At 58.0% G+C, this 22,495-nt stretch carries 22 protein-coding genes and 3 pseudogenes; 15 read left to right on the forward strand and 10 right to left on the reverse strand.

The genetic code is table 11. The features are described 5' to 3' along the window. Nucleotides 1–44 precede the first annotated feature (44 nt). From NAV33_RS01540 to NAV33_RS01555, 4 genes and pseudogenes are all read left to right on the forward strand, one after another. Nucleotides 45–524: a hypothetical protein gene (locus NAV33_RS01540; protein WP_255976178.1), complete on the forward strand. Its 480-nt coding sequence runs from the start codon at nucleotides 45–47 to the stop codon at nucleotides 522–524. Further along, a pseudogene (locus tag NAV33_RS01545) lies at nucleotides 524–1,901 on the forward strand (tripartite tricarboxylate transporter permease). The gene NAV33_RS01540 and the pseudogene NAV33_RS01545 overlap by 1 nt, the downstream one beginning before the upstream one ends. Before the next feature lie 170 nt (nucleotides 1,902–2,071). Continuing rightward, nucleotides 2,072–2,409 (forward strand): annotated as a pseudogene (locus tag NAV33_RS01550) (site-specific integrase); the annotation flags it as partial. Nucleotides 2,410–2,443: 34 nt separating this feature from the next. Further along, complete coding sequence (locus tag NAV33_RS01555; protein WP_255976180.1) at nucleotides 2,444–4,030, forward strand: ABC-F family ATPase; 1,587 nt, start codon at nucleotides 2,444–2,446, stop codon at nucleotides 4,028–4,030. Between the two features lie 66 nt (nucleotides 4,031–4,096). Here NAV33_RS01555 and NAV33_RS01560 read toward each other — a convergent pair. The 4 genes and pseudogenes from NAV33_RS01560 to NAV33_RS01570 all read right to left on the reverse strand — a co-directional run. Next, a pseudogene (locus NAV33_RS01560) lies at nucleotides 4,097–4,271 on the reverse strand (DUF1294 domain-containing protein); the annotation flags it as partial. Further along, nucleotides 4,187–4,366: a cold-shock protein gene (locus tag NAV33_RS21500; protein WP_423836623.1), complete on the reverse strand. Its 180-nt coding sequence runs from the start codon at nucleotides 4,364–4,366 to the stop codon at nucleotides 4,187–4,189. The gene NAV33_RS21500 and the pseudogene NAV33_RS01560, both read right to left, overlap by 85 nt. Before the next feature lie 69 nt (nucleotides 4,367–4,435). Then, nucleotides 4,436–5,410, reverse strand: coding sequence for an alpha/beta fold hydrolase (locus NAV33_RS01565; protein ID WP_255976182.1), 975 nt, complete (start codon nucleotides 5,408–5,410; stop codon nucleotides 4,436–4,438). A gap of 33 nt (nucleotides 5,411–5,443) precedes the next feature. Next, nucleotides 5,444–6,274 carry an undecaprenyl-diphosphate phosphatase gene (locus NAV33_RS01570; RefSeq protein ID WP_255976184.1) on the reverse strand — a complete coding sequence of 277 codons (831 nt, stop codon included), beginning with the start codon at nucleotides 6,272–6,274 and terminating at the stop codon, nucleotides 5,444–5,446. 285 nt (nucleotides 6,275–6,559) lie between these two features. On the opposite strand from NAV33_RS01570, the gene NAV33_RS01575 reads away from it, so the two are divergent. From NAV33_RS01575 to NAV33_RS01605, 7 genes are all read left to right on the forward strand, one after another. Beyond that, nucleotides 6,560–8,194: a methyl-accepting chemotaxis protein gene (locus tag NAV33_RS01575; protein ID WP_255976186.1), complete on the forward strand. Its 1,635-nt coding sequence runs from the start codon at nucleotides 6,560–6,562 to the stop codon at nucleotides 8,192–8,194. Nucleotides 8,195–8,584: 390 nt separating this feature from the next. After that, entirely contained in the window at nucleotides 8,585–8,854 is a 270-nt protein-coding gene (locus NAV33_RS01580) for a hypothetical protein (RefSeq protein WP_255976188.1), read from the forward strand. Between the two features lie 156 nt (nucleotides 8,855–9,010). Beyond that, nucleotides 9,011–9,319, forward strand: coding sequence for a hypothetical protein (locus NAV33_RS01585; RefSeq protein WP_255976191.1), 309 nt, complete (start codon nucleotides 9,011–9,013; stop codon nucleotides 9,317–9,319). A 5-nt stretch (nucleotides 9,320–9,324) separates the two neighbouring features. Next, complete coding sequence (locus NAV33_RS01590; RefSeq protein WP_255976193.1) at nucleotides 9,325–9,615, forward strand: hypothetical protein; 291 nt, start codon at nucleotides 9,325–9,327, stop codon at nucleotides 9,613–9,615. Between the two features lie 30 nt (nucleotides 9,616–9,645). After that, nucleotides 9,646–10,338 carry a DUF421 domain-containing protein gene (locus NAV33_RS01595; RefSeq protein WP_255976195.1) on the forward strand — a complete coding sequence of 231 codons (693 nt, stop codon included), beginning with the start codon at nucleotides 9,646–9,648 and terminating at the stop codon, nucleotides 10,336–10,338. A gap of 106 nt (nucleotides 10,339–10,444) precedes the next feature. Then, the gene (locus NAV33_RS01600; RefSeq protein ID WP_255976197.1) at nucleotides 10,445–10,609 is read left to right on the forward strand and encodes a hypothetical protein; all 165 of its coding nucleotides are present in this window, start codon (nucleotides 10,445–10,447) and stop codon (nucleotides 10,607–10,609) included. Between the two features lie 152 nt (nucleotides 10,610–10,761). Next, a complete protein-coding gene (locus NAV33_RS01605) occupies nucleotides 10,762–11,844 on the forward strand; it encodes a DNA topoisomerase IB (protein WP_255976199.1) in 1,083 nt (360 codons plus the stop codon). A gap of 11 nt (nucleotides 11,845–11,855) precedes the next feature. Here NAV33_RS01605 and NAV33_RS01610 read toward each other — a convergent pair whose 3' ends face one another. The 3 genes from NAV33_RS01610 to nfuA all read right to left on the reverse strand — a co-directional run bounded on the left by NAV33_RS01610 (nucleotide 11,856) and on the right by nfuA (nucleotide 14,531). Then, nucleotides 11,856–12,809: a sensor domain-containing diguanylate cyclase gene (locus NAV33_RS01610; protein ID WP_255976202.1), complete on the reverse strand. Its 954-nt coding sequence runs from the start codon at nucleotides 12,807–12,809 to the stop codon at nucleotides 11,856–11,858. Between the two features lie 2 nt (nucleotides 12,810–12,811). Next, on the reverse strand, nucleotides 12,812–13,795 hold the full coding sequence (locus tag NAV33_RS01615) for a response regulator (RefSeq protein WP_255976204.1): 984 nt from the start codon (nucleotides 13,793–13,795) through the stop codon (nucleotides 12,812–12,814). Nucleotides 13,796–13,946: 151 nt separating this feature from the next. After that, nucleotides 13,947–14,531 (reverse strand): Fe-S biogenesis protein NfuA, encoded by a 585-nt coding sequence (nfuA, locus tag NAV33_RS01620; RefSeq protein WP_255976206.1) that lies wholly within the window; start codon nucleotides 14,529–14,531, stop codon nucleotides 13,947–13,949. Nucleotides 14,532–14,742: 211 nt separating this feature from the next. Here nfuA and metH point away from each other — a divergent pair, with 211 nt between their 5' ends. From metH to NAV33_RS01640, 4 genes are all read left to right on the forward strand, one after another. Further along, complete coding sequence (gene metH / locus NAV33_RS01625) at nucleotides 14,743–18,435, forward strand: methionine synthase (protein ID WP_255976208.1); 3,693 nt, start codon at nucleotides 14,743–14,745, stop codon at nucleotides 18,433–18,435. 145 nt (nucleotides 18,436–18,580) lie between these two features. Beyond that, complete coding sequence (locus NAV33_RS01630; RefSeq protein WP_255976210.1) at nucleotides 18,581–18,913, forward strand: DUF5629 family protein; 333 nt, start codon at nucleotides 18,581–18,583, stop codon at nucleotides 18,911–18,913. A 72-nt stretch (nucleotides 18,914–18,985) separates the two neighbouring features. After that, entirely contained in the window at nucleotides 18,986–19,879 is an 894-nt protein-coding gene (gene bla, locus NAV33_RS01635) for a class A beta-lactamase (RefSeq protein ID WP_255976212.1), read from the forward strand. Between the two features lie 72 nt (nucleotides 19,880–19,951). Further along, complete coding sequence (locus NAV33_RS01640) at nucleotides 19,952–20,410, forward strand: GNAT family N-acetyltransferase (RefSeq protein ID WP_255976214.1); 459 nt, start codon at nucleotides 19,952–19,954, stop codon at nucleotides 20,408–20,410. A gap of 5 nt (nucleotides 20,411–20,415) precedes the next feature. Here the strand turns inward: NAV33_RS01640 and NAV33_RS01645 are convergent, their stop codons facing one another. The 3 genes from NAV33_RS01645 to NAV33_RS01655 form a co-directional block, all read right to left on the reverse strand. Next, a complete protein-coding gene (locus tag NAV33_RS01645; RefSeq protein WP_255976216.1) occupies nucleotides 20,416–21,324 on the reverse strand; it encodes a DMT family transporter in 909 nt (302 codons plus the stop codon). After that, nucleotides 21,317–21,832, reverse strand: a complete 516-nt coding sequence (locus NAV33_RS01650; RefSeq protein ID WP_255976218.1) for a MarR family winged helix-turn-helix transcriptional regulator — start codon at nucleotides 21,830–21,832, stop codon at nucleotides 21,317–21,319. The genes NAV33_RS01645 and NAV33_RS01650 overlap by 8 nt, the downstream gene beginning before the upstream one ends. A 156-nt stretch (nucleotides 21,833–21,988) precedes the next feature. After that, nucleotides 21,989–22,291: a DUF1883 domain-containing protein gene (locus NAV33_RS01655; protein ID WP_272887179.1), complete on the reverse strand. Its 303-nt coding sequence runs from the start codon at nucleotides 22,289–22,291 to the stop codon at nucleotides 21,989–21,991. Nucleotides 22,292–22,495: the final 204 nt, after the last annotated feature.

Below are 22,495 nucleotides of genomic sequence, written 5' to 3' on the forward strand. Positions count from 1 at the left end.
GCCAAGACCCGTGCCCTACGTCTCTCCAGGCAGGAGGCACCGCTATGAACAAGCCCGAGCTCTACGAAGTCTGGGGTGACACCGTCGACAGCCGTCACCTGGTTATGGCAATCATCATTGGCGCCTGCGTCAGCCTAGCCACCTTCTATCTCGCCCAACACCTGCTGCTCGGCTTGGTCGAGTCGCCGCAGATGGCGCGGGCTTACGCCATGCTGACCGGCATTTTGGGTTGTCTAGCCGGTGGCGTGATCAGCGCCATGTTGTTCAAGCCCAAGCGAGAAGTCGTCAAGCATATGGCCGACCCGACGTTCCGCCAGCAGGTGCTCGCCGATCTGACGGCAGAGCATGGCACCCTGGGACGGCTGGATGAGCTGCCACCCGAAGTAGTGGCCGAATTACGTGAGCTGGCGCTCTATGACCTGTTCCGTGAAGCCGAAGCCGCGGAGGTCCGGCATGCCACCGAAGTGCCCTCGCCTGTCGATGCGCTACCTGCGCAAGTCAGCCTGAGCGGAGGGCGTTCGTAATGGAAGGCTTACTCGACCAGATCCTCGTCGCCTTTGGTATGGGACTTATCGGCGCAGTGGTGTTCGCCGCCATTGGCCTGATTTCCGGGAGTGATGAAACCACCACCCTCGCCCCCTTGACCCTACTGGTGGTGCTCCTTGGCGTTCCGCCGGAGGGTGTGTTCACCTTCTTTCTTGCAGGCGCGGTGGCCAAACATATGACCCACGCGGTTCCGACCGCCTTGCTGGGCATTCCGGGCGACACCATGGCCACGCCATTGATGGCCGAAGCCAATTACTTGCGAAAACTCGGCGTACCTCACATCGCGCTTCGCAAGATGATTTCTGGCGGTGCCATCGCCGCGCTCGTTGCCGTGCCGTTGTCGGTGTTGTTCGCGGTGCTGTTGGCCCCGTTCGGTGATGTGATCAAGGAGTTCGCGCCATGGGTGTTTCTCTGTGCCGCGATCCTTATTGCCTACTTCTCGGCCGGTCGGTGGGCCTCGGTGCTGACCCTGGTGCCCTTCGTGCTGGTCATCGTCGCGCTGCAGACGTTGACCGCGCAGCATGGGGTGAAGCTAGGCGTAAGTTATTTTCTCGGCATCGCGATTGGTCCCCTCATCGCTTCATTGTTCGCGCTCATGTCTCCAGGGGAGCGCGTTCGCATGCAACGTGACGGCGTGCGGGTGTTTTCACTATCGCCGGACGTGAAAAGCTGGGGCGGATACTTTCCGAACCCGCTTAAGGTGCTCGACAAACGCCAGACCGGCATGACGTTGGCCACGGCCGCAGTGTCGAGTGCAACCTTCGTCTTCAGCCCGGTAGCGATGACAGTCATCATGGGCGAAGTGATCGGAGCGCGGATCAAGCACGCCTACCATCGCCTCACGACCGTGATCACTGCGCGCAACGGTGTAACCGAGGCGACCTACATCGCCGAGGCGCTGATCCCATTGATCGCCTTCGGCCTGCCATTGAGCCCTGTCGCTGCAGGTCCTGCCGCCCCGCTGTTCAACGCCCCGCCGCGCTTCTCGGTCGATAGCGCCACCGGCGAGATCAACAACCTGCATACGTTAATGAGTACGTGGGAGTTTTTCGGCTACGGCATGCTGGCCGTGATCATTGCCATCTTGATCGCATACCCGTTCTCCATGAATTTTGCACACCGGGCGGCATCGTTCGTCTCGCGCAAAGTCAGTCACGAAGCAGTCATCGCCACTTTTGTTGGGCTTATTCTGGTGATCGGCATCTGGGAAGGCGGTCTGCTTGGCTTAATGGTGATTCTCACCGCTACTCGGAGGTTTCCTCTCGCGCTTTCTCGGCTTCAACATCGGCGTCCAGTTCATGGGGTACTACACCGCCGTATTGACCGTGCCGGCTCTGTTGGCCCTGGGCGGATGACTCCTGGGTGACGCCGAATTCGCCCTGCCTCCCATGACGGGGCGATTGGCTTTTTTCCTTTAGCGGTACGACCTTCGGTGCAGTACCTGGCCCAAGCCCTAGAGGCGATCGCAGTGCCAGCGCTGGAAAACTACCAAACACAAGGCGACTACTTACGCTTCAAGGCGAGTGCCGAACCTCGTGCGACGGGCTCAGGTAAAGTCACCGAGTTCCCCTACTGCTTCCCTCCAAGCAAGAACGCATTGTTCATTCAGCAGACCAGTGACCTGCACCATCAATGCGACCGACCATGAAGGCGCTGGGTATTCGTTACCGTCCTCCGTACAATGCGCGCCACACGTACGCAACCATGTGCTTAATGGCAGGCATGACACCTGCTTTCATCGCTAAACAGCTCGGCCATTCGTTACAAATTCTCCTATCTCGATACGCTCGTTGGATCGATGGCGAAGGTGATTGGAACGAAATGAATAAGCTGAAAATGGGACCAAAACGGGACCAAGCGTAAATCCAAAACCCTGCAACCCGCGAGAATACTGGCTTTGATCTCCACCGCTAACATCACCATGCAGTTCGGCGCTAAACCGCTGTTCGAAAACGTCTCCGTCAAGTTCGGCAACGGCAATCGCTATGGCCTGATCGGCGCCAACGGTTGTGGCAAGTCGACCTTCATGAAAATTCTTGGTGGAGACCTGGAGCCGTCGGCAGGCCAAGTCATGCTCGAACCCAACGTGCGCCTGGGTAAGCTGCGTCAGGACCAGTTCGCCTACGAAGATTTCAACGTCATCGATACGGTGATCATGGGTCACGAGGAGCTGTGGAAAGTCAAAGCCGAGCGTGAGCGCATCTACTCGCTGCCGGAAATGAGCGAAGAAGACGGCATGGCGGTGGCCGAGCTGGAAACCGACTTCGCCGAAATGGATGGTTATACAGCCGAATCTCGCGCTGGCGAATTGCTACTGGGCTTGGGCATCCCACTTGAGCAACATTTCGGGCCAATGAGCGAAGTCGCACCTGGCTGGAAGCTGCGCGTGCTGCTGGCGCAGGCGCTGTTCTCCGATCCGGAAGTGTTGCTGCTCGACGAACCGACCAACCACCTGGACATCAACACCATTCGCTGGCTGGAAAATATCCTTACGGCGCGTAACAGCACCATGATCATCATTTCCCACGACCGGCACTTTCTGAACAGCGTGTGCACGCACATGGCTGACCTTGATTACGGCGAGCTGCGCCTGTTCCCGGGCAATTACGATGAATACATGACCGCTGCGACTCAGTCGCGCGAACAACTGCTGTCGGACAACGCCAAGAAGAAGGCGCAGATTGCTGAGCTGCAGACGTTCGTCAGCCGCTTTTCTGCCAACGCTTCGAAGGCCAAACAGGCTACATCACGCGCCAAGCAGATCGACAAGATCCAGCTGGCCGAGGTCAAGCCGTCCAGCCGCGTCAGCCCGTTCATCCGTTTCGAGCAGACCAAGAAGTTGCACCGCCAGGCCGTGACCGTCGAGCACATGGCCAAGGGTTTCGATGGCAAGACGTTGTTCAAGAACTTCAGCTTCACCGTCGAGGCCGGCGAACGCGTCGCCATTATCGGCCCCAACGGCATTGGCAAAACTACTCTGCTGCGTACGCTGGTCGGCGAGCTGCAGCCCGATGCCGGTTCGGTTAAGTGGACCGAGAGCGCCGAGCTCGGCTATTACGCGCAGGACCACGCCGATGACTTCGAAGACGATGTGACGTTGTTCGACTGGATGGGTCAGTGGACCCAGGGCGGCGAACAGGTAGTACGCGGCACGCTCGGTCGCATGCTGTTCTCCAACGACGAGATCCTAAAATCCGTTCGGGTGATTTCCGGTGGTGAACAGGGCCGCATGCTGTTCGGCAAGCTGATTCTGAAAAAGCCCAACGTGCTGGTAATGGACGAACCGACCAACCACCTGGATATGGAATCGATCGAGGCGCTGAACCTGGCGCTGGAGAACTATCCGGGCACGCTGATCTTCGTCAGTCATGACCGAGAGTTCGTCGGCTCGCTGGCGACGCGCATCATCGAGCTGTCGGACTCCGGTGTGACTGACTTCAGCGGCACCTACGATGACTACCTGCGTAGCCTCGGCGTGATCTGAGAATCGTCGCACAACGAAACGCCCCGTTAAGCCGGGGCGTTTTTGTATCCGATACATCAGCCTCTGCTACTCACAGCTGCAACAGCAATCGATACAGCCGCTGGACAGATAGTCGAACCACGCCACCTGATTGCGCAACGACGATCAACCAGAACATCAACTGGAACGACAACTCGCGGGTCTTGTGGCGCAATGCCTGCTGAGCGAGCAACGCACCCGGCCAGCCACTGAACAGTTCGAGATGTGCGCGAAGATCTCGTCACCGCCCTGCTCCGGCCGGATAAAGCCGGATCCCCTCTGATCGTTCCAGCTTTTCAGCTGACCGCGTAATTCCATGGCACATGATCCGGTGGCAAAGCCGGTGATTCTAAAACCTTACTCTGCTAGCGACGAGACGCCAGATATCTACTGGACCGGCGTGTAGCGACGCTCAAGAAAGCCGAGCAGCAGCCTGTTTACCTGCTCGGGCTGTTCGCTCTGCACCCAATGTCCGCAGCTACCAAGCATGTGCTGTTCAAGATCAGGTACCCAGCCGGGCATCTTCTGCAGCGTATGCGCTTCCAGCGTACCAACCGGGTCCTTATCACCTAGCAGAAATAGCGCGGGCTGCCCGATCTTGCGTTCGGCCAGTGGCGCGGTTCGCTCCCAGTTGCGTTCGAAATTGCGGTACCAGTTGAGCGCACCACGGAAGCCGCGTCCCTCGAACGTAGCGACATAGATGGCGAATGCTTCCGGATCGCACCAGGCTGGCGGCAAGCCAGGATCCTGCAGGTCCTGATGCAGCGAACTGCCGGCCGGCTTGTCCTTCAGGAAGTAATTCTTGGGCACGGCTGCCGAGGTGTTGTGCATCATCATTCGCAAGGTTCGAGGGATGTCATAATCCAGCTCGGCCTCGGCAACGCCTGGCTGCTGGAAATAGAGGATGTAGTTGAAGCGATCGGCGAACTGGCTGCGGATGATGTCGATTGCAGGCTTTTTCGGGCGCCCGCCGTAGGGAACGGCCATCGTGGCAACTACGCGAACTCGCTCTGGCTCGAGCAGGGCCAGGTGCCAGGCAACCGGTGCGCCCCAGTCGTGGCCTACCACCGCCACCGAGCGATGGCCAAGCAGGTCCATCGCGGCCTGGATGTCGCCACATATCGTCACCAAGTCATAGCCAGCGATGTCATCCGGCGCGCTGCTTTGTCCGTAGCCACGCATCTCCGGCACCAGGACGCGGTAGCCCGCCTCTGCAAGAGCACGCATCTGATGCCGCCACGAATACCAACACTCGGGAAAACCGTGCAGCAGCCAGACCACCGGCCCTTGTTCCGGCCCAGCGCTGTAGACGCTAAGCGTGATGCCGTTTATCTGCAGCAATCGATGTTTGTAAGCGTTCACAGGGTACCCTTCAAACAACCAGCTTCAGAACGTTCAGCCCGCCGCGGTACTCCAGTCAATCAGGCTGAACTGCCAGGTCGCCAGGATGATGAGACCGAAGATGATTCGATACCAGGCAAATGCCGCATAACTATGGTTGCCTATAAATTTGAGCAAGGCTCGAACCGCTATCATTGCAAAGATAAACGACGTGACGAAGCCGATCGCAAACACTGGAAAGTCGTTCGGCTGAAACAGCTCCCGGTATTGATAACCCGAATAGACCGCCGCGCCAACCATGGTCGGCATCGCCAGGAAGAAAGAGAACTCGGTAGCCGCTTTGCGCGACAGACCGAATAACAACCCGCCAATGATGGTCGCCCCGGAACGCGACGTGCCGGGAATAAGTGCCAGGCACTGAGCGCACCCCACCTTCAGCGCGTGGGTCCAGTGCATGTCGTCGACGGTCTCTGCCTGAACGCGGTGCTGACGCTTTTCCGCCCAGAGCATGACCACTCCGCCAATGACCAGCGCAGTCGCCACGGTAATCGGATTGAACAAGTACTCGTGAATGAGATCCGCGAAAGTCACCCCGAGCACAACAGCGGGAAAGAACGCCACAAGCAGATTGCCTGTGAACTTCTGCGCCTGTTTTTCCTTAGGCAGCCCAATCACCACGTCGAAGATCTTGCGCCGGTACTCCCACACCACTGCCAGGATCGCGCCCAGCTGGATGATGATGTTGAAGGCCAGTGCCCGCTCGCCGCCAAAACCGATCAGGTCGGCAACGATGATCTGGTGACCGGTACTGGAAATGGGAAGAAACTCAGTGATGCCCTCTACCACACCTAAAATCAACGCCTGGAAGGCAATCCAAAGATCCATCTAATCCCCATCAGCGGTGCAATCCACCGCATTTGAATATGCAACCAAGGTATATGCCAGACAGCTATCTGAGCGCTGTTCTGACTCGCTTGTACCAACTAAATTCACTGCCTCGACGTCGGCACCCTCATCTTTTATCGAGACTTGCCGAAAAGCTACACGAGGGCCCATGAAACCAACCACTGCCGTAGGACAAATGCAGAGCAGACCATGGCGCCAAGCTCCATCCGATCTCAGCGTACAAATAATAAAGAAGATAAAGCCTCAACAGGAGCTCACAAGCCAATGAATCTGCTGCGAAATTTCCCAATCAGTAAACGCCTCTGGCTGATTCCGATGGTAGCAGTTGCCATGCTATTCATCCTCGGCCTGTTGATGATTCAGCAAGTACGGACCGACCTGTACAAGGGCAAGCAGGTCATGACCCAGAACATCGTCGAGACGGCCAACGGCATTCTCGTCTATTACCAGCAGCTCGAAGCCAGCGGCACCCTGAGTACCGCCGAGGCACAAAAGGCCGCCATGGACCAGATCCGCGTGCTGCGCTACGGCCAGAACGATTATTTTTGGATCAATGACATGACGCCAACGATGCTCATGCATCCCATGAAGCCGGAGCTGGAAGGTAAAGACCTATCCAATCTTAAGGATCCTAACGGCAAGGCTCTGTTCAATGAGATGGTCAAAATAGCCCGCCTGCAGGGCGCAGGTCTGGTGGATTATATGTGGGCCAAACCGGGCGAACAGGATCCCGTGCCCAAAGTCTCCTACGTTGAGCTGTTCAAGCCCTGGGGCTGGATCATCGGCACAGGCATTTATGTCGATGACGTGGAAGCGGAGTTTCAGAACTACCTTGTTCGCTTCTCCATCATCGGGCTGGCCATCGCCGCGCTGATGGCCGTGCTGGTCGCCATCCTAATTCGCAGCATCACACAACCGTTGCGCCATTCCATGCAAGCCATGGCCAACATCGCCAGCGGCGAAGCTGATCTCACGCGCAACCTCGACGTATCGGGTAACGACGAGCTGACGACGTTGAGCCGGGACTTCAATAGCTTCACGCAGAAACTCCGTACGGTTATCAGTCAGCTGTTCGAGACCGCCGGATCGCTGGAACAGTCCTCCAACGCCCTCGGCGGGCTTGCGGGACAAGCGCACCAGCAGAGCCAGCAGCAATCGCAGCAAATGGAGCTGGTGGCAACGGCGATCAACGAAGTGACCTATGCGGTGCAGGAAGTAGCGAAGAATGCCGAGCACGCCTCCAACGAGGTCGGTGAGGCTGAAAGCCAGGCCGGTCAGGGCCAGCGCAGCATCGCAACCAGTCTGCAACAAATCGACCAACTGTCGACAACTATCGGCGAGGCCGTCGGCGTGATTCAATCATTGGCAGATGAAACCACCAAGATCGGCTCGGTTCTCGAGGTGATCGGTTCGATCGCCGACCAAACCAACCTCCTGGCGCTCAACGCCGCGATCGAGGCGGCACGTGCTGGCGAGCAAGGTCGTGGTTTCGCCGTCGTGGCTGACGAAGTCCGCTTGTTGGCGCAGCGCACACAGCAGTCGACCGCGGAAATCCACACGATGATTGAGCGCTTGCAGAAGAACTCCGGTGCCGCGGTCACCGTCATCATGGAAAGCAGCCGAGCATCGCAAGCCACTGTCGAACAAGCCAGCCAGGCGGGTGAGAGCCTGGGTCAGATCGCCCAAGCACTGCGCACCCTTTCCGGCCTCAACGCGTCGATCGCCAGCGCTACGCTGCAGCAGGCCCACGTAGTCGAGGACATCAATCAGAACGTGACTCAGGCAGCCGGGCTGGCCCAGGAAAGTACCCTGGCCGCAGAGCAATCGAGCGCAGCTGGCGATCAGTTGGGGCAACTGGCCGAACAGTTGAATCGACTGCTCCGGCAATTCAAGGTGTGACAGGATAGTTGATACCGCTCAGCTTCAATAACTGGTAACTGGCAGTTGTAAACAAAATGGCCGGCACTTAAGTCCCGGCCATTTTGCATTACAGTGGTTTGTTTCTCATGTGCCGGCACAACATTCTCCGTTTGTTTGATGCGCGACCAAACGCCGTTAAAAAATAGTGCCGCCCCAGCAAAATCGCGGCATCCAGCACAGGCTTAATGACGAACAGAAGCACACCAGATGTTATACCTTCGACTAATTGCAAAAATACTGAAGGGTGACGAACTCTCGATGTGACTTATCAGTCCTCTGTGTACATCAATGGAATGTAAGGCCAACGCCGGCAGCCTGGCGGCAAGGCTCAATCCGATTCCTTGGGTATCAAACAGAGAGACATGCCCCATGAACAGCCCCCTTCGTTTCAACGACGCCCTTCTCATCACTGATCGCGCATTCAAGCCCTTCCAGTGCGTCGCCTGGACCCTTCTCGAAGGCAATGGTGAACTGAGCATTACCGTTGTAGATCGCAGCGAATCCCGCGCGGTTGGCCATTGCAAACTTTCTAGCAGCGTCTATTCCGATCCGGTCAAACTTGGCCAGTCATTGGAACAAGCCCGCGCCGATCTGAGCCGTCAGGGTGTCCACTTCGCCCCATGGCACATGCCGGAATAAACGCACCAGCTCTGAATGAGCCAAGGCCCGGTTGTGCAAGCACCGGGCTTTTTCGTTTACGACCCGAATCCCGCCCTGCATCCTGGTTCCGCTTTCAAACTGATCCATTCGCTTGTTTTACGGTCCCAGCAATAAGTGGATAAACAGGAGCGAGCCATGAAAGGTGCAGAAGCCTACGTCAATGATCAGTGGCACAGCAGCGGACTGGCAAACCTGCCGGAGGGTCTAGAAGGACATAGCATCACGCTGAAATTCATCATTCCCCGAGATGCGCAGTTCACCGGGCTGATCACGCATGTGTGCGAAGTCGCCCAGCAGCGGCTGGGCGAGCACTACAAAGGCCGCCGAATAACGCACAAGCCTGTGGTGGGCTCGGTCGTAGGCGATGGCAGTGGCGACGGCATCGATCTTGTATTCGACGTCGCGCCAGCCGATGGGATGGCTTCTCGCAACACCGCGGAGTGATGACCATGACTACCCAACACATCGCACTGGATGAAGCCATGCGCATCAGCGAGATGGCCTTTCTGCCCTGCCATGCGGCTGCGAAGGCAAATAACGAAGACGCCAGCTTTTCGTTGCGGGTAATCAACGCGGCGGGCGATGAGATCCTGACGATTTCCCACATTGCTCGTTCTCAATACGCCGCTCCTGCTCACCTTGCTGGGCTACTGGAGAATGCGCGCCTGCAACTGAGCAAGGATGGAGTGCCGCTGAGCGCTTGGTCCATGCCAGCGCAACCGGGCATGCCAGGTGAATGACCGAATATCGACGTTAGCTAGCGAGGCCGGATGACTCCCTTTGATTGGCAGCGCATGCTGCTTGATGATTTTCCGCTGCTGTTCCTCGCGGAAGTGGCGCTGCGCGCACTGTTCGCCTTCGTTGGGGTGTTTCTGTTCCTGAAGATCAGCGGGCGTCGCGGCATTAGGCAGCTATCGCTATTCGAGCTGGTGGTGATTCTGACGCTGGGGTCGGCAGCCGGTGACGTGTCTTTCTATGAGGACGTACCGCTGCTTCCGATCGTAGCGGTTTTCGTCACCCTGCTTGTGCTTTATAGACTGACAGTTCTGGCGATGACCCATAGCGAGCGGCTCTCCAACTGGATGGAGGGCAAGCCGGTTACGATCATCAAGGATGGGTTGTATGAGCTGAACAGTCTGGACAGATTGAACATATCGTCCGACGAGTTCTTCATGGAGCTGCGCCAGCAAGGCGTTGAGCACTTGGGTCAGGTCCGCCTCGGCATTCTTGAAACCGATGGCGATGTCAGCCTCTTTTTCAACGATTCCGAAGCGGTACGACCGGGTCTCCCGGTGCTGCCGCCCGAGCATCGACCGACTTATCGGCAGGCACCTTCCAGCGGCCTATTTGCCTGTACGCGCTGCGGTTTTCCCAGTGTCATCGAGAGTCAGCAGATGGCCATTTGCCCTCGTTGCGGTAATCACGAATGGACCAAAGCGCTAAGCCATCCCCGATCCCGCTGATATGCGGCGCGAACGCCCACGGTTCACATGGGTCATTTAAAGAGACGGGACCGCGCGACCTCTAGCGCGGCTTCCCTTTTCTAATCTTCGACCCAGGAGTGCTCATATGATTGGCGACTATTCCTCGATAAATGAACATCTCGAAACCGCACGAAAGCATGCTGACCATGCCGAGACAAAGGCAGATCCGGCCCTCTATCGTGAAGCAATCGACGAGCTGGTTGCGGCGATTCGGCTGTTGATGCGTAACAGCCAGGAGAGCGAGGACTGACCGCTATCTGTATCAACGTCTTCGACGCACCGGGTCGTGTTACAACGCTTACTCGAGCGTCGCAAGACCGAAGGGTTGCTTGCGCTATCACGTCCGCACGATAGCGACGCGATGCGTTCATGAGGGATTTCAGATGCTGATCGACCAGAGCGATGAGACTCATCTGGCCCAAGCAAGGCATTCGTCCCGTGCCAAAGGATGAGCAGCCCGATACCGGCACGGCTCTTTGTCCGGCACTTCCTGCTGATCTGCATTATGTCGACGACGGCGGTCCCGGCATTAGCCGCCGGATACTGAGGGGCAAGTTCGCCTACTTTCTCCCGAGCGGAGAGCGCATTCGCGATACAGCGGATATTTCACGAATCAACAAGCTGGCCATCCCTCCGGCCTATACCGACGTATGGATCTGCCCCGACCCCATGGGCCACATGCAGGCAACCGGGCGAGACGCACGTGGCCGTAAACAGTACCGCTATCATCCACGCTGGCGAGAGATCCGAGACAGTAACAAGTACGAACGCATCCTGTCGTTCGGTGCATCGTTGCCCAAACTGCGTGCGCGTTTGGAACAGAACCTGGCTTTGCGTGGAATGCCGCGCGAGAAAGTCATGGCGCTGGTGGTGCAGTTGCTTGAGTCGACTTTGATTCGCGTCGGCAATTCACGTTACGCGCGAGAAAACCGCTCCTATGGCCTGACCACCCTCCGCACGCGCCACGTGGACGTACGCGGTACTGCGATTCGCTTTCAGTTTCGAGGCAAAAGCGGCGTGGAGCATCAGGTCACATTGAAGAACCAACGCCTGGCGCGCATCATGCGGCGCTGCATGGAACTGCCTGGGCAACATTTGTTTCAATACTTGGACGAAAACGGACAGCGCCATGCCGTGAGCTCCAGCGACGTAAATCAGTTTCTTCGCGAAATGACCGGTGGGGACTTCACCGCCAAGGATTATCGCACCTGGGCAGGCAGTGCTCTCACGTTGGAATATCTGCGCAAGCGTGAGTGGCAGCCCGACGCAGTCGCTCGGCGCAACCTGGTCGAAACGGTCAAGGAGGTGTCCCGCCAACTGGGTAACACCCCAGCGGTATGTCGCCAGTGCTATATCCATCCCGATGTCCTCGACGCCTTCGCGTCGGGCCACCTCGCACGGCTGCCGAAGGCAAGAAAGCGCAAATGGATGAGCAGCGAGGAAGTCGCGCTGTTAAATTTTCTGACTGAACGTAATTTGGCCTAACGACAACCAACCTATTGGTAGAGCGTCACTCGGTTGCGGCCCGCCGACTTCGACGCATAGAGAGCGCTGTCAGCCCGTTCGATCAGCTGCGCATAGCCGCTGGTGGGTAGACTGAGATCAGCGATACCGAAGCTGATGGTAAATCGGATACGGTGGTTCTCATGGTTCACCTCATAAGCTTCGGAAGACTGGCGCAGCCGTTCGGCAAACATCACCGCACCCTGACTGTCGGTGTCCGGCAGCAGCACCACGAATTCTTCGCCGCCATAGCGTCCGGCGACGTCGGCGCCCCGCATGCTCTGCCGGATGAGGTTGGCTGTTTGCTGGATTACAGCATCACCAGCCTGGTGGCCGTATTTGTCATTAATCTTCTTGAAGTGATCTATATCGAACATCACCAGCGCTGCATTGCTGTCGTAACGACGGTGCCGAGCATAATCCTGACGCAGCATCTCTTCCCAATGGCCTCGGTTGAACAGGCCAGTGAGGCGATCGGTACTAGAAAGCCGCTGCAGTTCCTGGTTTGCCGCCTGCAGCTGGCGGCGGTTGGTTGCCACGTCAGTCACATCGTAAATGATCAAGCAGATCTGCTCGATACTGCCGTTGGGTCCCTTCAATGGCAGCAGCGTGGTGTTCTGATACATGAAATCTTCCAATCCGGTGATCGGCTGGTAATTCTTGAATCGCAGCAGATACGGACGCTGCTCCCAGATCGTGGAGGATGGAGTGCCAAGCGTCGCGACGTTTTCCACCTTGCGTCGGAACCACTGCTCGTCCACCTCAGGGAACAGCTCGAAGAAAGATTTTTTATGCGCGTCTTCGGGTAACCGCCCGGAGCGATTCTCCATAAAGGTATTCCATACATCGACGCGGTAGACGCGATCCAGCACCACGACGCCAACGTCAATGCTTTGGACAATTGCCTGAAGCCAGTGGAGTTCGCTCAGATTGGTCGAGTCGGACATGCTCAGTTCATCATGTGGGCAAGTTTGCGAGACAGCAGCTCAACCGAATCCTCGGTGAACAGCAGCAATAGATCGAAATGGATATCGTGGCCTTCCAGGCTGTAGCTGATTTCCACCGCGAGCGTGCTTTTCCAGCGCTGCCGGTTGAAGCGGATGAGCTCGTCGATCGAAGCATGCTGCCCCAGCACCTGCGGATGCCCTAGGGAAAATACAACGTCGATCTGCTCGGCGATCCCGCTCAGGCATGCGCTGATCAACAGACTCGACAGATCGAGCAGCATTTCCAGCTCTCGATAATCATCGGTGTGCATCAGGCGCGCCATGTCGGCCACTTCCGAGTCGTGGAAGATCAGCAATGCCTCACCGGAAATGCCGCCGCCGATATAGCCCTGGCAAACCGCGGTAAGCTTGTCGCCGTGGGCCGCATCCGCGAGCGCCATATGTAGCTCGCTGGCTTCAAGAATATTCACGTTAGGCACGGGCAGCTGCACGAAGACCCCAAGGACCTTTGCGAGCAACGCCGCCGCACGCCCCATCGCGACGTTCACCACCTCGCTAAAGGCATCGCGAAAGACGATTGGCCCTGCTTCCCGCTCGCCGAGCATCGATAATTCGCTGCCCATCAGCCCGAGCCCGGCCAGCGTCTGCCGCAAATGCATGGGGTCCGCGGGCTTACGGATGAATGCCAGCGCGCCCAGCGCCAGCACGCGTCGTACGGCCTCTTCCTGAATATCCGCGGATATGACGATGACCTTGCAATCGAGCTGGCCATCACGAATCCCCGCGAGAACCTCATAGCCGTCCATATCCGGCATGGTGAGATCGAGCAACAGCACGTCGATGCCGCCCCCACGAATACATTCGAGCGCCTCGCGACCGCTGGCCGCCTGGTAAATGTTCAGCGGCCAGGCAGCCGGAAGCGCACGCAGCAATTGCTTGCGCGCCAGGCTCGAATCATCGCAAATTAACAGGGAAACGGCAGACATGCAGCGCTCGCTCAGTTATCCAGGTCCCCAGAACCCGGACAGCTTATCCCAGCGAGCAAGCGCTGTGGTGGTGGTGCCGAACAAATAGTGGCCTTTTGCCAAAATTTTATCTGAAACGCCCGCAACTTGGGCCGTTGCGGCCTTTGCAGCTTTAGTAGTAGGCGTTATCCCTATTGGTATGGTCCGTCACGTCACGCACACCTTTGAGCTCTGGGATACGCTCTAAAAGAGTCTTTTCTATGCCTTCTTTGAGCGTCACGTCGGCCTGTCCACAGCCCTGACAACCGCCGCCGAACTGCAACACCGCTACGCCCTCCTCGACCACGTCGATTAGCGTAACTTGCCCACCGTGGCTGGCCAGCCCCGGGTTGATTTCAGTTTGCAGGTAATAATTGATGCGCTCATTCAGCGGGCTGTCTTCATTGACCATTGGCACCTTGGCATTCGGTGCCTTGATGGTCAGCTGACCGCCCATGCGGTCGGTGGCGTAATCGACCAACGCGTCTTCCAGAAAGGGCTCGCTGACGCCATCGATCCAGGCGGTAAAGTTCTTTAGCGCAATAGCAATGTCGTCCGGCTTTTCTTCGCCGGGCTTACAGTAGGCGATGCAGGTTTCCGCGTAGGGCGTGCCGGGCTGAGTAATGAAGACCCGGATGCCGATGCCCGTGGTGTTCTGCTTCTCAAGCAGATCGGCCAGGTAATCGTGTGCAGCTTCGGTAATGGTAATGGCGCTCATGGGAACTCCTCTCAGACATGGAGGCAGTGTACGCCAAGCACTGCTCCGGATAAAGTCCTAGTATTTTAGTAGGGATTAACGTATTTCCCGGCAATAGACCGCATTGCTGCACGAACATGAGTGCACTTCATGTAAAGCCGGGGTGCGATCAAAAAGCATGCAGCTTTGCTATCATTCGTGGTCCTCGCAAACTAGCTTTCAGGTAGTCCCCATGCTCGACCGCAACGCCCGTCTCCAGGCACTCCAGCAGGCGCTCAAGGAGCGCATCCTGATTCTCGACGGCGGCATGGGAACCATGATCCAGAGCTATAAACTGGACGAGTCCGACTACCGCGGCGAACGTTTCGCCGACTGGCCTCAGGATCTAAAGGGCAACAACGACCTGCTGATCCTCACCCGGCCGGACGCCATCAGCGCCATCGAAAAAGCGTACTTCAACGCCGGCGCCGATATCGTCGAAACCAATACTTTCAACGCTACCCGCGTGTCGCAAGCCGACTATGGCATGGAAGAACTGGTCTACGAACTGAACGTCGAGGGCGCCCGCCTCGCCCGTCAGGCCGCCGATGCAAAAACGGCCGAAACGCCCGACCGCCCGCGCTTCGTTGCTGGCGTACTCGGCCCGACCAGCCGTACCTGTTCGCTTTCGCCGGACGTAAACAACCCAGGCTACCGCAACGTCACGTTCGACGAGCTGGTGGAGAATTACACCGAAGCCACCCGCGGCCTGATCGAAGGTGGCGCGGATATGATTTTGATCGAGACCATCTTCGACACTCTCAACGCGAAAGCCGCCATCTTTGCCGTGCAGGAGGTCTTCGAAGAGATCGGTTTCGAGCTGCCGATCATGATCTCCGGCACCATCACCGACGCCTCTGGTCGCACGCTGTCCGGCCAGACCACCGAGGCGTTCTGGAATTCCGTGCGCCACGCCAAGCCGATCTCCGTCGGCTTGAACTGCGCGCTTGGCGCCAAAGAGCTGCGGCCTTATTTGGAAGAACTCTCGAACAAGGCTGAAACTCATGTATCGGCGCACCCCAATGCCGGCCTGCCAAACGCCTTTGGTGAGTACGATGAAAGCCCGGCGGAAATGGCCTCCGTAGTCGAGGAATTTGCGGCTGCGGGCTTCCTCAATATCGTCGGCGGCTGCTGCGGCACCACGCCGGCCCATATCGAGGCGATCGCCAAGGCCGTCGCCCAGTATGCACCGCGAGCGATTCCTGATATTGCAAAGGCCTGCCGGCTATCCGGCCTCGAGCCCTTCACCATCGATCGCAATTCGTTGTTCGTCAACGTCGGCGAGCGGACCAACATCACCGGCTCCGCGCGTTTTGCCCGCCTGATTCGCGAAGACAATTACACCGAGGCCCTGGAAGTCGCCCTGCAGCAGGTCGAAGCCGGCGCGCAGGTGATCGACATCAATATGGACGAGGGCATGCTGGACTCGAAGAAGGCCATGGTGACCTTCCTCAATCTGATCGCCGGGGAGCCAGACATTTCCCGCGTGCCGATCATGATCGACTCCTCCAAGTGGGAGGTGATCGAGGCCGGCCTCAAGTGCATCCAGGGCAAGGGCATCGTCAACTCGATTTCCATGAAGGAAGGTGTCGAGCAGTTCAAGCAGCACGCCAAGCTGTGCAAGCGCTACGGCGCCGCCGTGGTGGTGATGGCGTTCGACGAGGCCGGCCAGGCCGATACCGCCGCGCGCAAGCGTGAAATCTGCCAGCGTTCCTACGACATCTTGGTCAATGACGTGGGCTTCCCGCCAGAAGACATCATCTTCGACCCGAACATCTTCGCCATCGCCACCGGAATCGATGAGCACAACAACTACGCCGTGGACTTCATCGAAGCCTGCGCCTACATCCGCGATAACCTCCCCTACGCCCTGACCTCGGGCGGCGTGTCCAACGTGTCGTTTTCGTTCCGCGGCAACAATCCGGTGCGCGAGGCGATCCACTCGGTCTTTCTCTACTACGCCATCCAAAACGGCCTGACGATGGGCATCGTCAACGCCGGACAGCTGGAGATTTACGACGAGATTCCAAAGAAACTGCGCGATGCCGTCGAGAACGTGGTACTCAACCGCACGACCGGCGGCACCGAAGCGCTGCTGGCGATCGCCGATGATTTCAGGGGCGACGGCAGCGTCAAGGAAGCGGAAACCGAGGAGTGGCGCGGTTTCACCGTCGAGAAACGGCTGGAACATGCACTGGTCAAGGGCATCACTACCCATATCGTTCAAGATACCGAAGAATTCCGTCTGCAATGCGCGCGCCCCATCGAGGTCATCGAAGGCCCGCTGATGGCCGGCATGAACGTGGTCGGCGATCTGTTCGGCTCGGGCAAGATGTTCCTGCCGCAGGTGGTCAAGTCAGCCCGCGTGATGAAGCAGGCCGTGGCGCACCTGATTCCCTTCATCGAAGCCGAAAAAGGCGACAAGCCAGAAGCCAAGGGCAAGATTCTCATGGCCACGGTCAAGGGCGACGTTCACGACATCGGCAAGAATATCGTTGGCGTGGTGCTCGGCTGCAACGGCTATGACGTAGTGGACATGGGTGTCATGGTCCCGGCAGAAAAGATCCTGCAGACGGCCATCGCCGAAAAATGCGACATCATCGGTCTGTCCGGTCTGATTACCCCATCGCTGGACGAAATGGTCCACGTCGCCCGTGAGATGCAGCGCCAGGATTTCCACCTGCCATTGATGATCGGTGGAGCCACCACATCCAAGGCGCACACCGCGGTGAAGATCGATCCGCATTACAAGAACGACGCGGTGGTCTACGTCACCGACGCCTCGCGCGCGGTGGGCGTGGCGACCACGCTACTGTCGAAAGAACTGAAGCCGGCCTTCGCCCAAAAAACCCGCGAAGAGTACGCAATCATCCGCGAGCGCACCGCAAACCGCAGCGCCCGCACCGAACGCCTGACTTACGCCGAAGCCATCGCCGTCAAACCCAAATTCGACTGGGCCGAGTATTCGCCGGTCAAACCAACCTTCACCGGCCGCAAGGTGCTGGAAGACATCGATCTGCGCACTCTGGTCGATTACATCGACTGGACGCCGTTCTTCATCGCTTGGGATCTGGCTGGCAAATACCCACGCATTCTTGAAGACGAAATCGTCGGTGAAGCCGCCATTGCGCTATTCCAGGACGCGCAGGCCATGCTGACCAAGCTGGTCGATGAAAAACTGATCAAGGCGCGTGCCGTGTTCGGGTTCTGGCCGGCAAATCAGATCGACGAAGATGACTTGGAGGTTTACGGCGACAATGGCGAGCCACTAGCCAAGCTGCACCACCTTCGCCAACAGACCGTTAAAACCGATGGTAAGCCGAACTTCTCCCTGGCCGATTTCGTTGCGCCAAAGGACACCGGTGTGACCGACTATGTGGGCGGCTTCATCACCACCGCAGGCATCGGCGCCGAAGAAGTCGCTAAGGCCTACCAGGACGCCGGTGACGACTACAACTCGATCATGGTGAAAGCGCTCGCCGACCGCCTTGCCGAAGCCTGCGCTGAATGGCTACACCAGCAGGTGCGCAAGAACTGGTGGGGCTATGACCCGGAAGAGCAACTGAGTAATGAAGAGCTGATCAAGGAGCAATACAAGGGCATCCGCCCTGCTCCCGGCTACCCGGCCTGCCCCGATCACACCGAAAAAGCCACACTGTTCAAGCTGCTCGATGCGGACGGTGCGAGCCAAGTCACCCTGACCGAGCACTACGCCATGCTCCCCACTGCCGCCGTCAGCGGCTGGTACTTCGCCCATCCGCAGGCGCAATACTTCGCGGTCGGCAAGATCGACAAAGATCAGGCCGAGAGCTATAGCAAGCGCAAGGGTCAGGAACTGGCTGTGACCGAACGCTGGCTGATGCCTAACCTGGGTTATGACAACTAACGCAGCGATGCGAGCTTTTGGGAGCAGAAGTAGCGCTTGAGTCTTGCCCATGAAAGCGTATATCGACGGGGCATTTTGCCCTGTTATGCGCGATTAGCAGGGCACTCCAACCATACTTATCTTTTCGATTAGGTACACACCAATCATGCCCGCCGCTCCCCTTTACCTGCTCGACCAGCTCGAAACTGCCGACATGCTCGAAATCGATGGGCTGCATGCCTTCGAATTCAGCCTGAACGACGAACTTCTGGATCGCGCCGAAGCAGCCGCGCTCGCCGACGAATCCTTTTCCAGCGAAGAAGTAGTGCTGCAAATCGAGTCGTTGGACGGGCGTGAACGGCGACGGTGGCAGTTCAGCTACAACGCTGTGATGGAAGCGCGATACAGCGCCGAAGACGACAGCTGGACGCTGGGCGATCCGCCTCAGCATCGCCTTAGATGCATGGGCGCAGTTAGCGCTTGCACCGAAGACGAATAATTCCATCCGCCTGATCGAGCATGCCAGGCACCAATGCACTTACACGATTCCCACCTCTAACAGGAGGTTTCATTGAGCCTGACAAGACGTTGCTTCCTCTCGGCGACGGCCAGCCTCGCCGTCGGCAGCGTTTGCGCGGCTAGTCCGTTGAATGGCAATACAAGCGATGCATCCCAAGATAGCTTCATCCGTAAGGTGATCCAGCTAGAAGCCAGACTCGGTGCACGCATCGGTGCGGTGGTTAGAAGTCCGCAAATAAATTTACATTGGGCGCATCGGGCCGATGAGCGTTTTCCCATGTGCAGCACTTTCAAACTGCTCGCCTCCGGCGCATTGCTGGCTCGAGTAGATAGGGGGCAGGAACGGCTCGATCATGTTGTCCGCTTTGAGCTGGCCGATGTAGTCGACTATTCACCGATCACGCAAAGCCAGGCCGACGGCAACGGAATGACCCTCGCCCAGCTGTGCGAAGCTGCGCTGACCCACAGCGACAATACGGCGGGCAATCTCATACTCGAGCACGTCGGTGGCCCAGTCGGGGTTACCGAATTTGCCCGGACACTCGGCGACAAAATGACCCGGCTCGATCGCTGGGAAACCGAGCTCAACGAAGCGACGCCCGGCGATCCGCGAGACACCACGACGCCAGACGCCATGTCGCACTGCATGGATGCCTTATTGTTCGGCGAGGCCCTTTCCGCGTCGTCACAGCAGCGGCTAAGCGATTGGCTGATTGCCAACAAGACAGGCGATGCCAAGCTGCGGGCCGGTATGCCAGCCAGCTGGCGGATCGGCGACAAGACGGGAGGCGGCAATCACGGCACCATGAACGACGTGGCCGTTATCTGGCCGCCGGGGCGGGAACCCTTAATTGTCAGCATCTACATGACCGAGACGGCCGCCTCGTTCGACGACCGCAACGCAGCGTTTGCCGAACTGGGCAGGACACTCTGCGAATTGGTGTGAGCCGGTACATGCCGGTGTTGCGAGCCGACTCAACTAACGTTGCGGTATTCCATCACAGAGCGAAGGCAAATCATGCAACCTGAAATTCTGCGAGCCGAAGTCGCCGAGGTAAGCGGCATTGCCCCGTTATTCAATGCTTATCGGATGTTCTATGGCCAGCCGTCCGATCTCGCATTGGCCAACATCTTTCTCGCCGAACGCATCCGTAATGACGAGTCGGTGATTTTCTATGCGCGGGACGCCGCAGGAACCTACCTGGGCTTCACTCAGCTTTACCCCATCTTCTCGTCCATTTCTGCGCAGCGCTCGTGGATATTGAATGACCTCTACGTCGCCGAAAGCGCCCGAGGCCGAGGCATCGGACGGATGTTAATGAACCGCGCCAGCGAGCATGCAATGGCGACCGACGCCGTGGGTCTAGCGCTGGAGACGGCAAAGACCAACACCGGCGCACAGCATCTATACGAGTCGCTGGGGTATGTCAGGGATAACGAGTTCTACAGCTATTTTCTCAGCCTGAGCGGGGGTTGATTCGGTCAGTCATGATTCGCGCCGTGCCGCAGCAACAGAGCGATGGCAAGCATTACCAGCAGACTTCCCGGTAGCCAATGCCAACCGATTCGTTGCGGATGCTCGATAAATAGCAACACCATCGACACGAAAGGCACCAGATAGCTATAAGCGGTTACCGCGCCAGGCGTCAGCACTGCCGTGGCCCGCTGCTGCAGGAAGAACGTCATGCCGCTTGAGAAGACGCCGAGGTAGATCACCAGTGCCGCGTCGCTCAGATTCATCTTTGTGAGCCCGGCAGGCTCCTCCAAGATCAGCCCCAATATGCCAATCAGAACGGCGCCTGCGAGCAGACTCCAAAAGGTCCGCAACCCGGCCTGCTGAGCAAGTACGCCACGATGCAGGCCCCATTTACTCAGCACCGGATATAGCGCCGAGGCGATGCAGCCGAAGAAAAATGCCAGCTCTCCAAAGCCGAGCTTGAGTTCCGCGAAGTTTCCATTGCTTTCAGCAAGAGCCAGGCCCAGCGCGCCGAACGCGCCCAACGCCAGTATCGCCAGCAGCCGCCCCTCAGGCCGCTCCACGCCCAAGCCGCGACCGATGCAGTAGGCCAGTAGCGGTACGCTGACGAATAGCGTGGCCATCGACAACGCGCTGATACGATGCGCAGCCCAGAACATGGTGCCGAAGAAGCCAGCTAGGCTCAGCCCCATCAAGGCATACAGCAGCAGCCCCGACAGGCTCGGCCAACACTCGTCATTGCGCCAGAGCATTGGAAGCAGTGCCAGTGCGGCAATGCTGAAGCGGATGGCTGTAAGCAATAACGGTGGTAAACCTTCACTCATCAGGCCCACCGCAGGAAACGACAGGCCCACAAACAATGCCCACAACAGCATGCCCAGGTGCGCATGCGTGCGACGCTTAGCTTCAGTCATCGTTTTTTCCTTCAAGCGACAGCAGGAGCGTGCGCAATGCGCCCGCTAATGCCTGTTTTTGTTGCGCATCGAGAGGGGTTTGCAGCTGATGTAGGGTCGCCACGTATTCGTTGAGGCACCTGAGCAAAACCGTCTGCCCTTCGTCACTCAAGCGAATCAGCAGGCTCCGACGATCTTCGGGATTGGCTACGCGCTGGATCAGTCCAGCCGCTTCGAGCCGGTCGAGACGATTGGTCATCGCGCCCGAGCTGAGCACCGCGGCGTGGCGTAGGGCGTTCGGCGTCAATCCCCGAGGCTCACCGCTGCGGTAAAGCGTGGCGAGCAGATCGAACTCGCCGTCGTGCAGCCCGTGTTTGCGAAAGACCGTCGCCACACTGCGGTTGAGATATTTGGAGAGACGATACACACGCGTGAATACCGCCATCGGCGATACATCGCATTCTGGAAGCAGGTTGTGCCATTGAGCGAGCACGCCATCGACGTGGTCGCCTGGGACGGGCTTCTGCATAGTTAGCTCCAGCAAAAGAATCTTCACGTAAAGCTAAATAGACGCAAGCATGAACGCAAGCGTCAATGCAGCGAACAATGCGCGGCCCGACGAGCGACATTCCGTCAGGCACGGAAAGTCCCAGCGCACCTGGGCCGCACAGCAGAGTTATGCGGGTTATCTCAGCTCGGACGGCGAGTTACGAACGATTTTGATCGAGTGCGTGAGGGTTGGCTTACGAGTAACGCTGACCGCTTTGCGCGTCACGGTATCGATGGTGATATTCCAGAAGCCGGTGTTGGGTACTTTGATTTTCGCTGGGAACTTGTCAAAGGCTCCGCCGTGGTAGGCGTGGCGACCGCCATTCTTGAAGCTGCGGAAATTCTTGTCGTTCATCAGACGAATGTTGCACGGCTGCGAGCATTCGATGATCACGAAGTCATCTTCGTTGAGGTGTTCGCGCTGGTGAATGAACTTCATGTACCGCTCCGGGCCGCGTTTCTGGCAAAAGCCGAAGATTACCATGGGCGTGCTTGCGGCTGAATGTGCCGAACTGGCTGAGATGCGCGGGCGTTACCTTCTCTGCCGCGGTTCTAACCGCAATCGGCTTTCCCTCTCGTTCTTTGACACAATGATCGCTGCATAAATCGGCTGTGATACACAGCGCCACGCCTTTACTCCTGC

It is taken from the genome of Stutzerimonas stutzeri, assembly GCF_024448715.1.
Taxonomy (GTDB): Bacteria; Pseudomonadota; Gammaproteobacteria; order Pseudomonadales; family Pseudomonadaceae; genus Stutzerimonas; species Stutzerimonas stutzeri_AR.

What these genes read in the sequence shown, in the direction of transcription:
- NAV33_RS01540 (WP_255976178.1), top strand. Translation starts at nt 45, where the DNA reads ATGAACAAGCCCGAGCTCTACGAAGTCTGGGGTGACACCGTCGACAGC.
- NAV33_RS21500 (WP_423836623.1), bottom strand. Translation starts at nt 4,366, where the DNA reads ATGGAATTACGCGGTCAGCTGAAAAGCTGGAACGATCAGAGGGGATCC.
- NAV33_RS01570 (WP_255976184.1), bottom strand. Translation starts at nt 6,274, where the DNA reads ATGGATCTTTGGATTGCCTTCCAGGCGTTGATTTTAGGTGTGGTAGAG.
- NAV33_RS01575 (WP_255976186.1), top strand. Translation starts at nt 6,560, where the DNA reads ATGAATCTGCTGCGAAATTTCCCAATCAGTAAACGCCTCTGGCTGATT.
- NAV33_RS01580 (WP_255976188.1), top strand. Translation starts at nt 8,585, where the DNA reads ATGAACAGCCCCCTTCGTTTCAACGACGCCCTTCTCATCACTGATCGC.
- NAV33_RS01585 (WP_255976191.1), top strand. Translation starts at nt 9,011, where the DNA reads ATGAAAGGTGCAGAAGCCTACGTCAATGATCAGTGGCACAGCAGCGGA.
- NAV33_RS01590 (WP_255976193.1), top strand. Translation starts at nt 9,325, where the DNA reads ATGACTACCCAACACATCGCACTGGATGAAGCCATGCGCATCAGCGAG.
- NAV33_RS01595 (WP_255976195.1), top strand. Translation starts at nt 9,646, where the DNA reads ATGACTCCCTTTGATTGGCAGCGCATGCTGCTTGATGATTTTCCGCTG.
- NAV33_RS01600 (WP_255976197.1), top strand. Translation starts at nt 10,445, where the DNA reads ATGATTGGCGACTATTCCTCGATAAATGAACATCTCGAAACCGCACGA.
- NAV33_RS01605 (WP_255976199.1), top strand. Translation starts at nt 10,762, where the DNA reads ATGAGACTCATCTGGCCCAAGCAAGGCATTCGTCCCGTGCCAAAGGAT.
- NAV33_RS01610 (WP_255976202.1), bottom strand. Translation starts at nt 12,809, where the DNA reads ATGTCCGACTCGACCAATCTGAGCGAACTCCACTGGCTTCAGGCAATT.
- NAV33_RS01615 (WP_255976204.1), bottom strand. Translation starts at nt 13,795, where the DNA reads ATGTCTGCCGTTTCCCTGTTAATTTGCGATGATTCGAGCCTGGCGCGC.
- nfuA (WP_255976206.1), bottom strand. Translation starts at nt 14,531, where the DNA reads ATGAGCGCCATTACCATTACCGAAGCTGCACACGATTACCTGGCCGAT.
- metH (WP_255976208.1), top strand. Translation starts at nt 14,743, where the DNA reads ATGCTCGACCGCAACGCCCGTCTCCAGGCACTCCAGCAGGCGCTCAAG.
- NAV33_RS01630 (WP_255976210.1), top strand. Translation starts at nt 18,581, where the DNA reads ATGCCCGCCGCTCCCCTTTACCTGCTCGACCAGCTCGAAACTGCCGAC.
- NAV33_RS01640 (WP_255976214.1), top strand. Translation starts at nt 19,952, where the DNA reads ATGCAACCTGAAATTCTGCGAGCCGAAGTCGCCGAGGTAAGCGGCATT.
- NAV33_RS01645 (WP_255976216.1), bottom strand. Translation starts at nt 21,324, where the DNA reads ATGACTGAAGCTAAGCGTCGCACGCATGCGCACCTGGGCATGCTGTTG.
- NAV33_RS01650 (WP_255976218.1), bottom strand. Translation starts at nt 21,832, where the DNA reads ATGCAGAAGCCCGTCCCAGGCGACCACGTCGATGGCGTGCTCGCTCAA.
- NAV33_RS01655 (WP_272887179.1), bottom strand. Translation starts at nt 22,291, where the DNA reads ATGAAGTTCATTCACCAGCGCGAACACCTCAACGAAGATGACTTCGTG.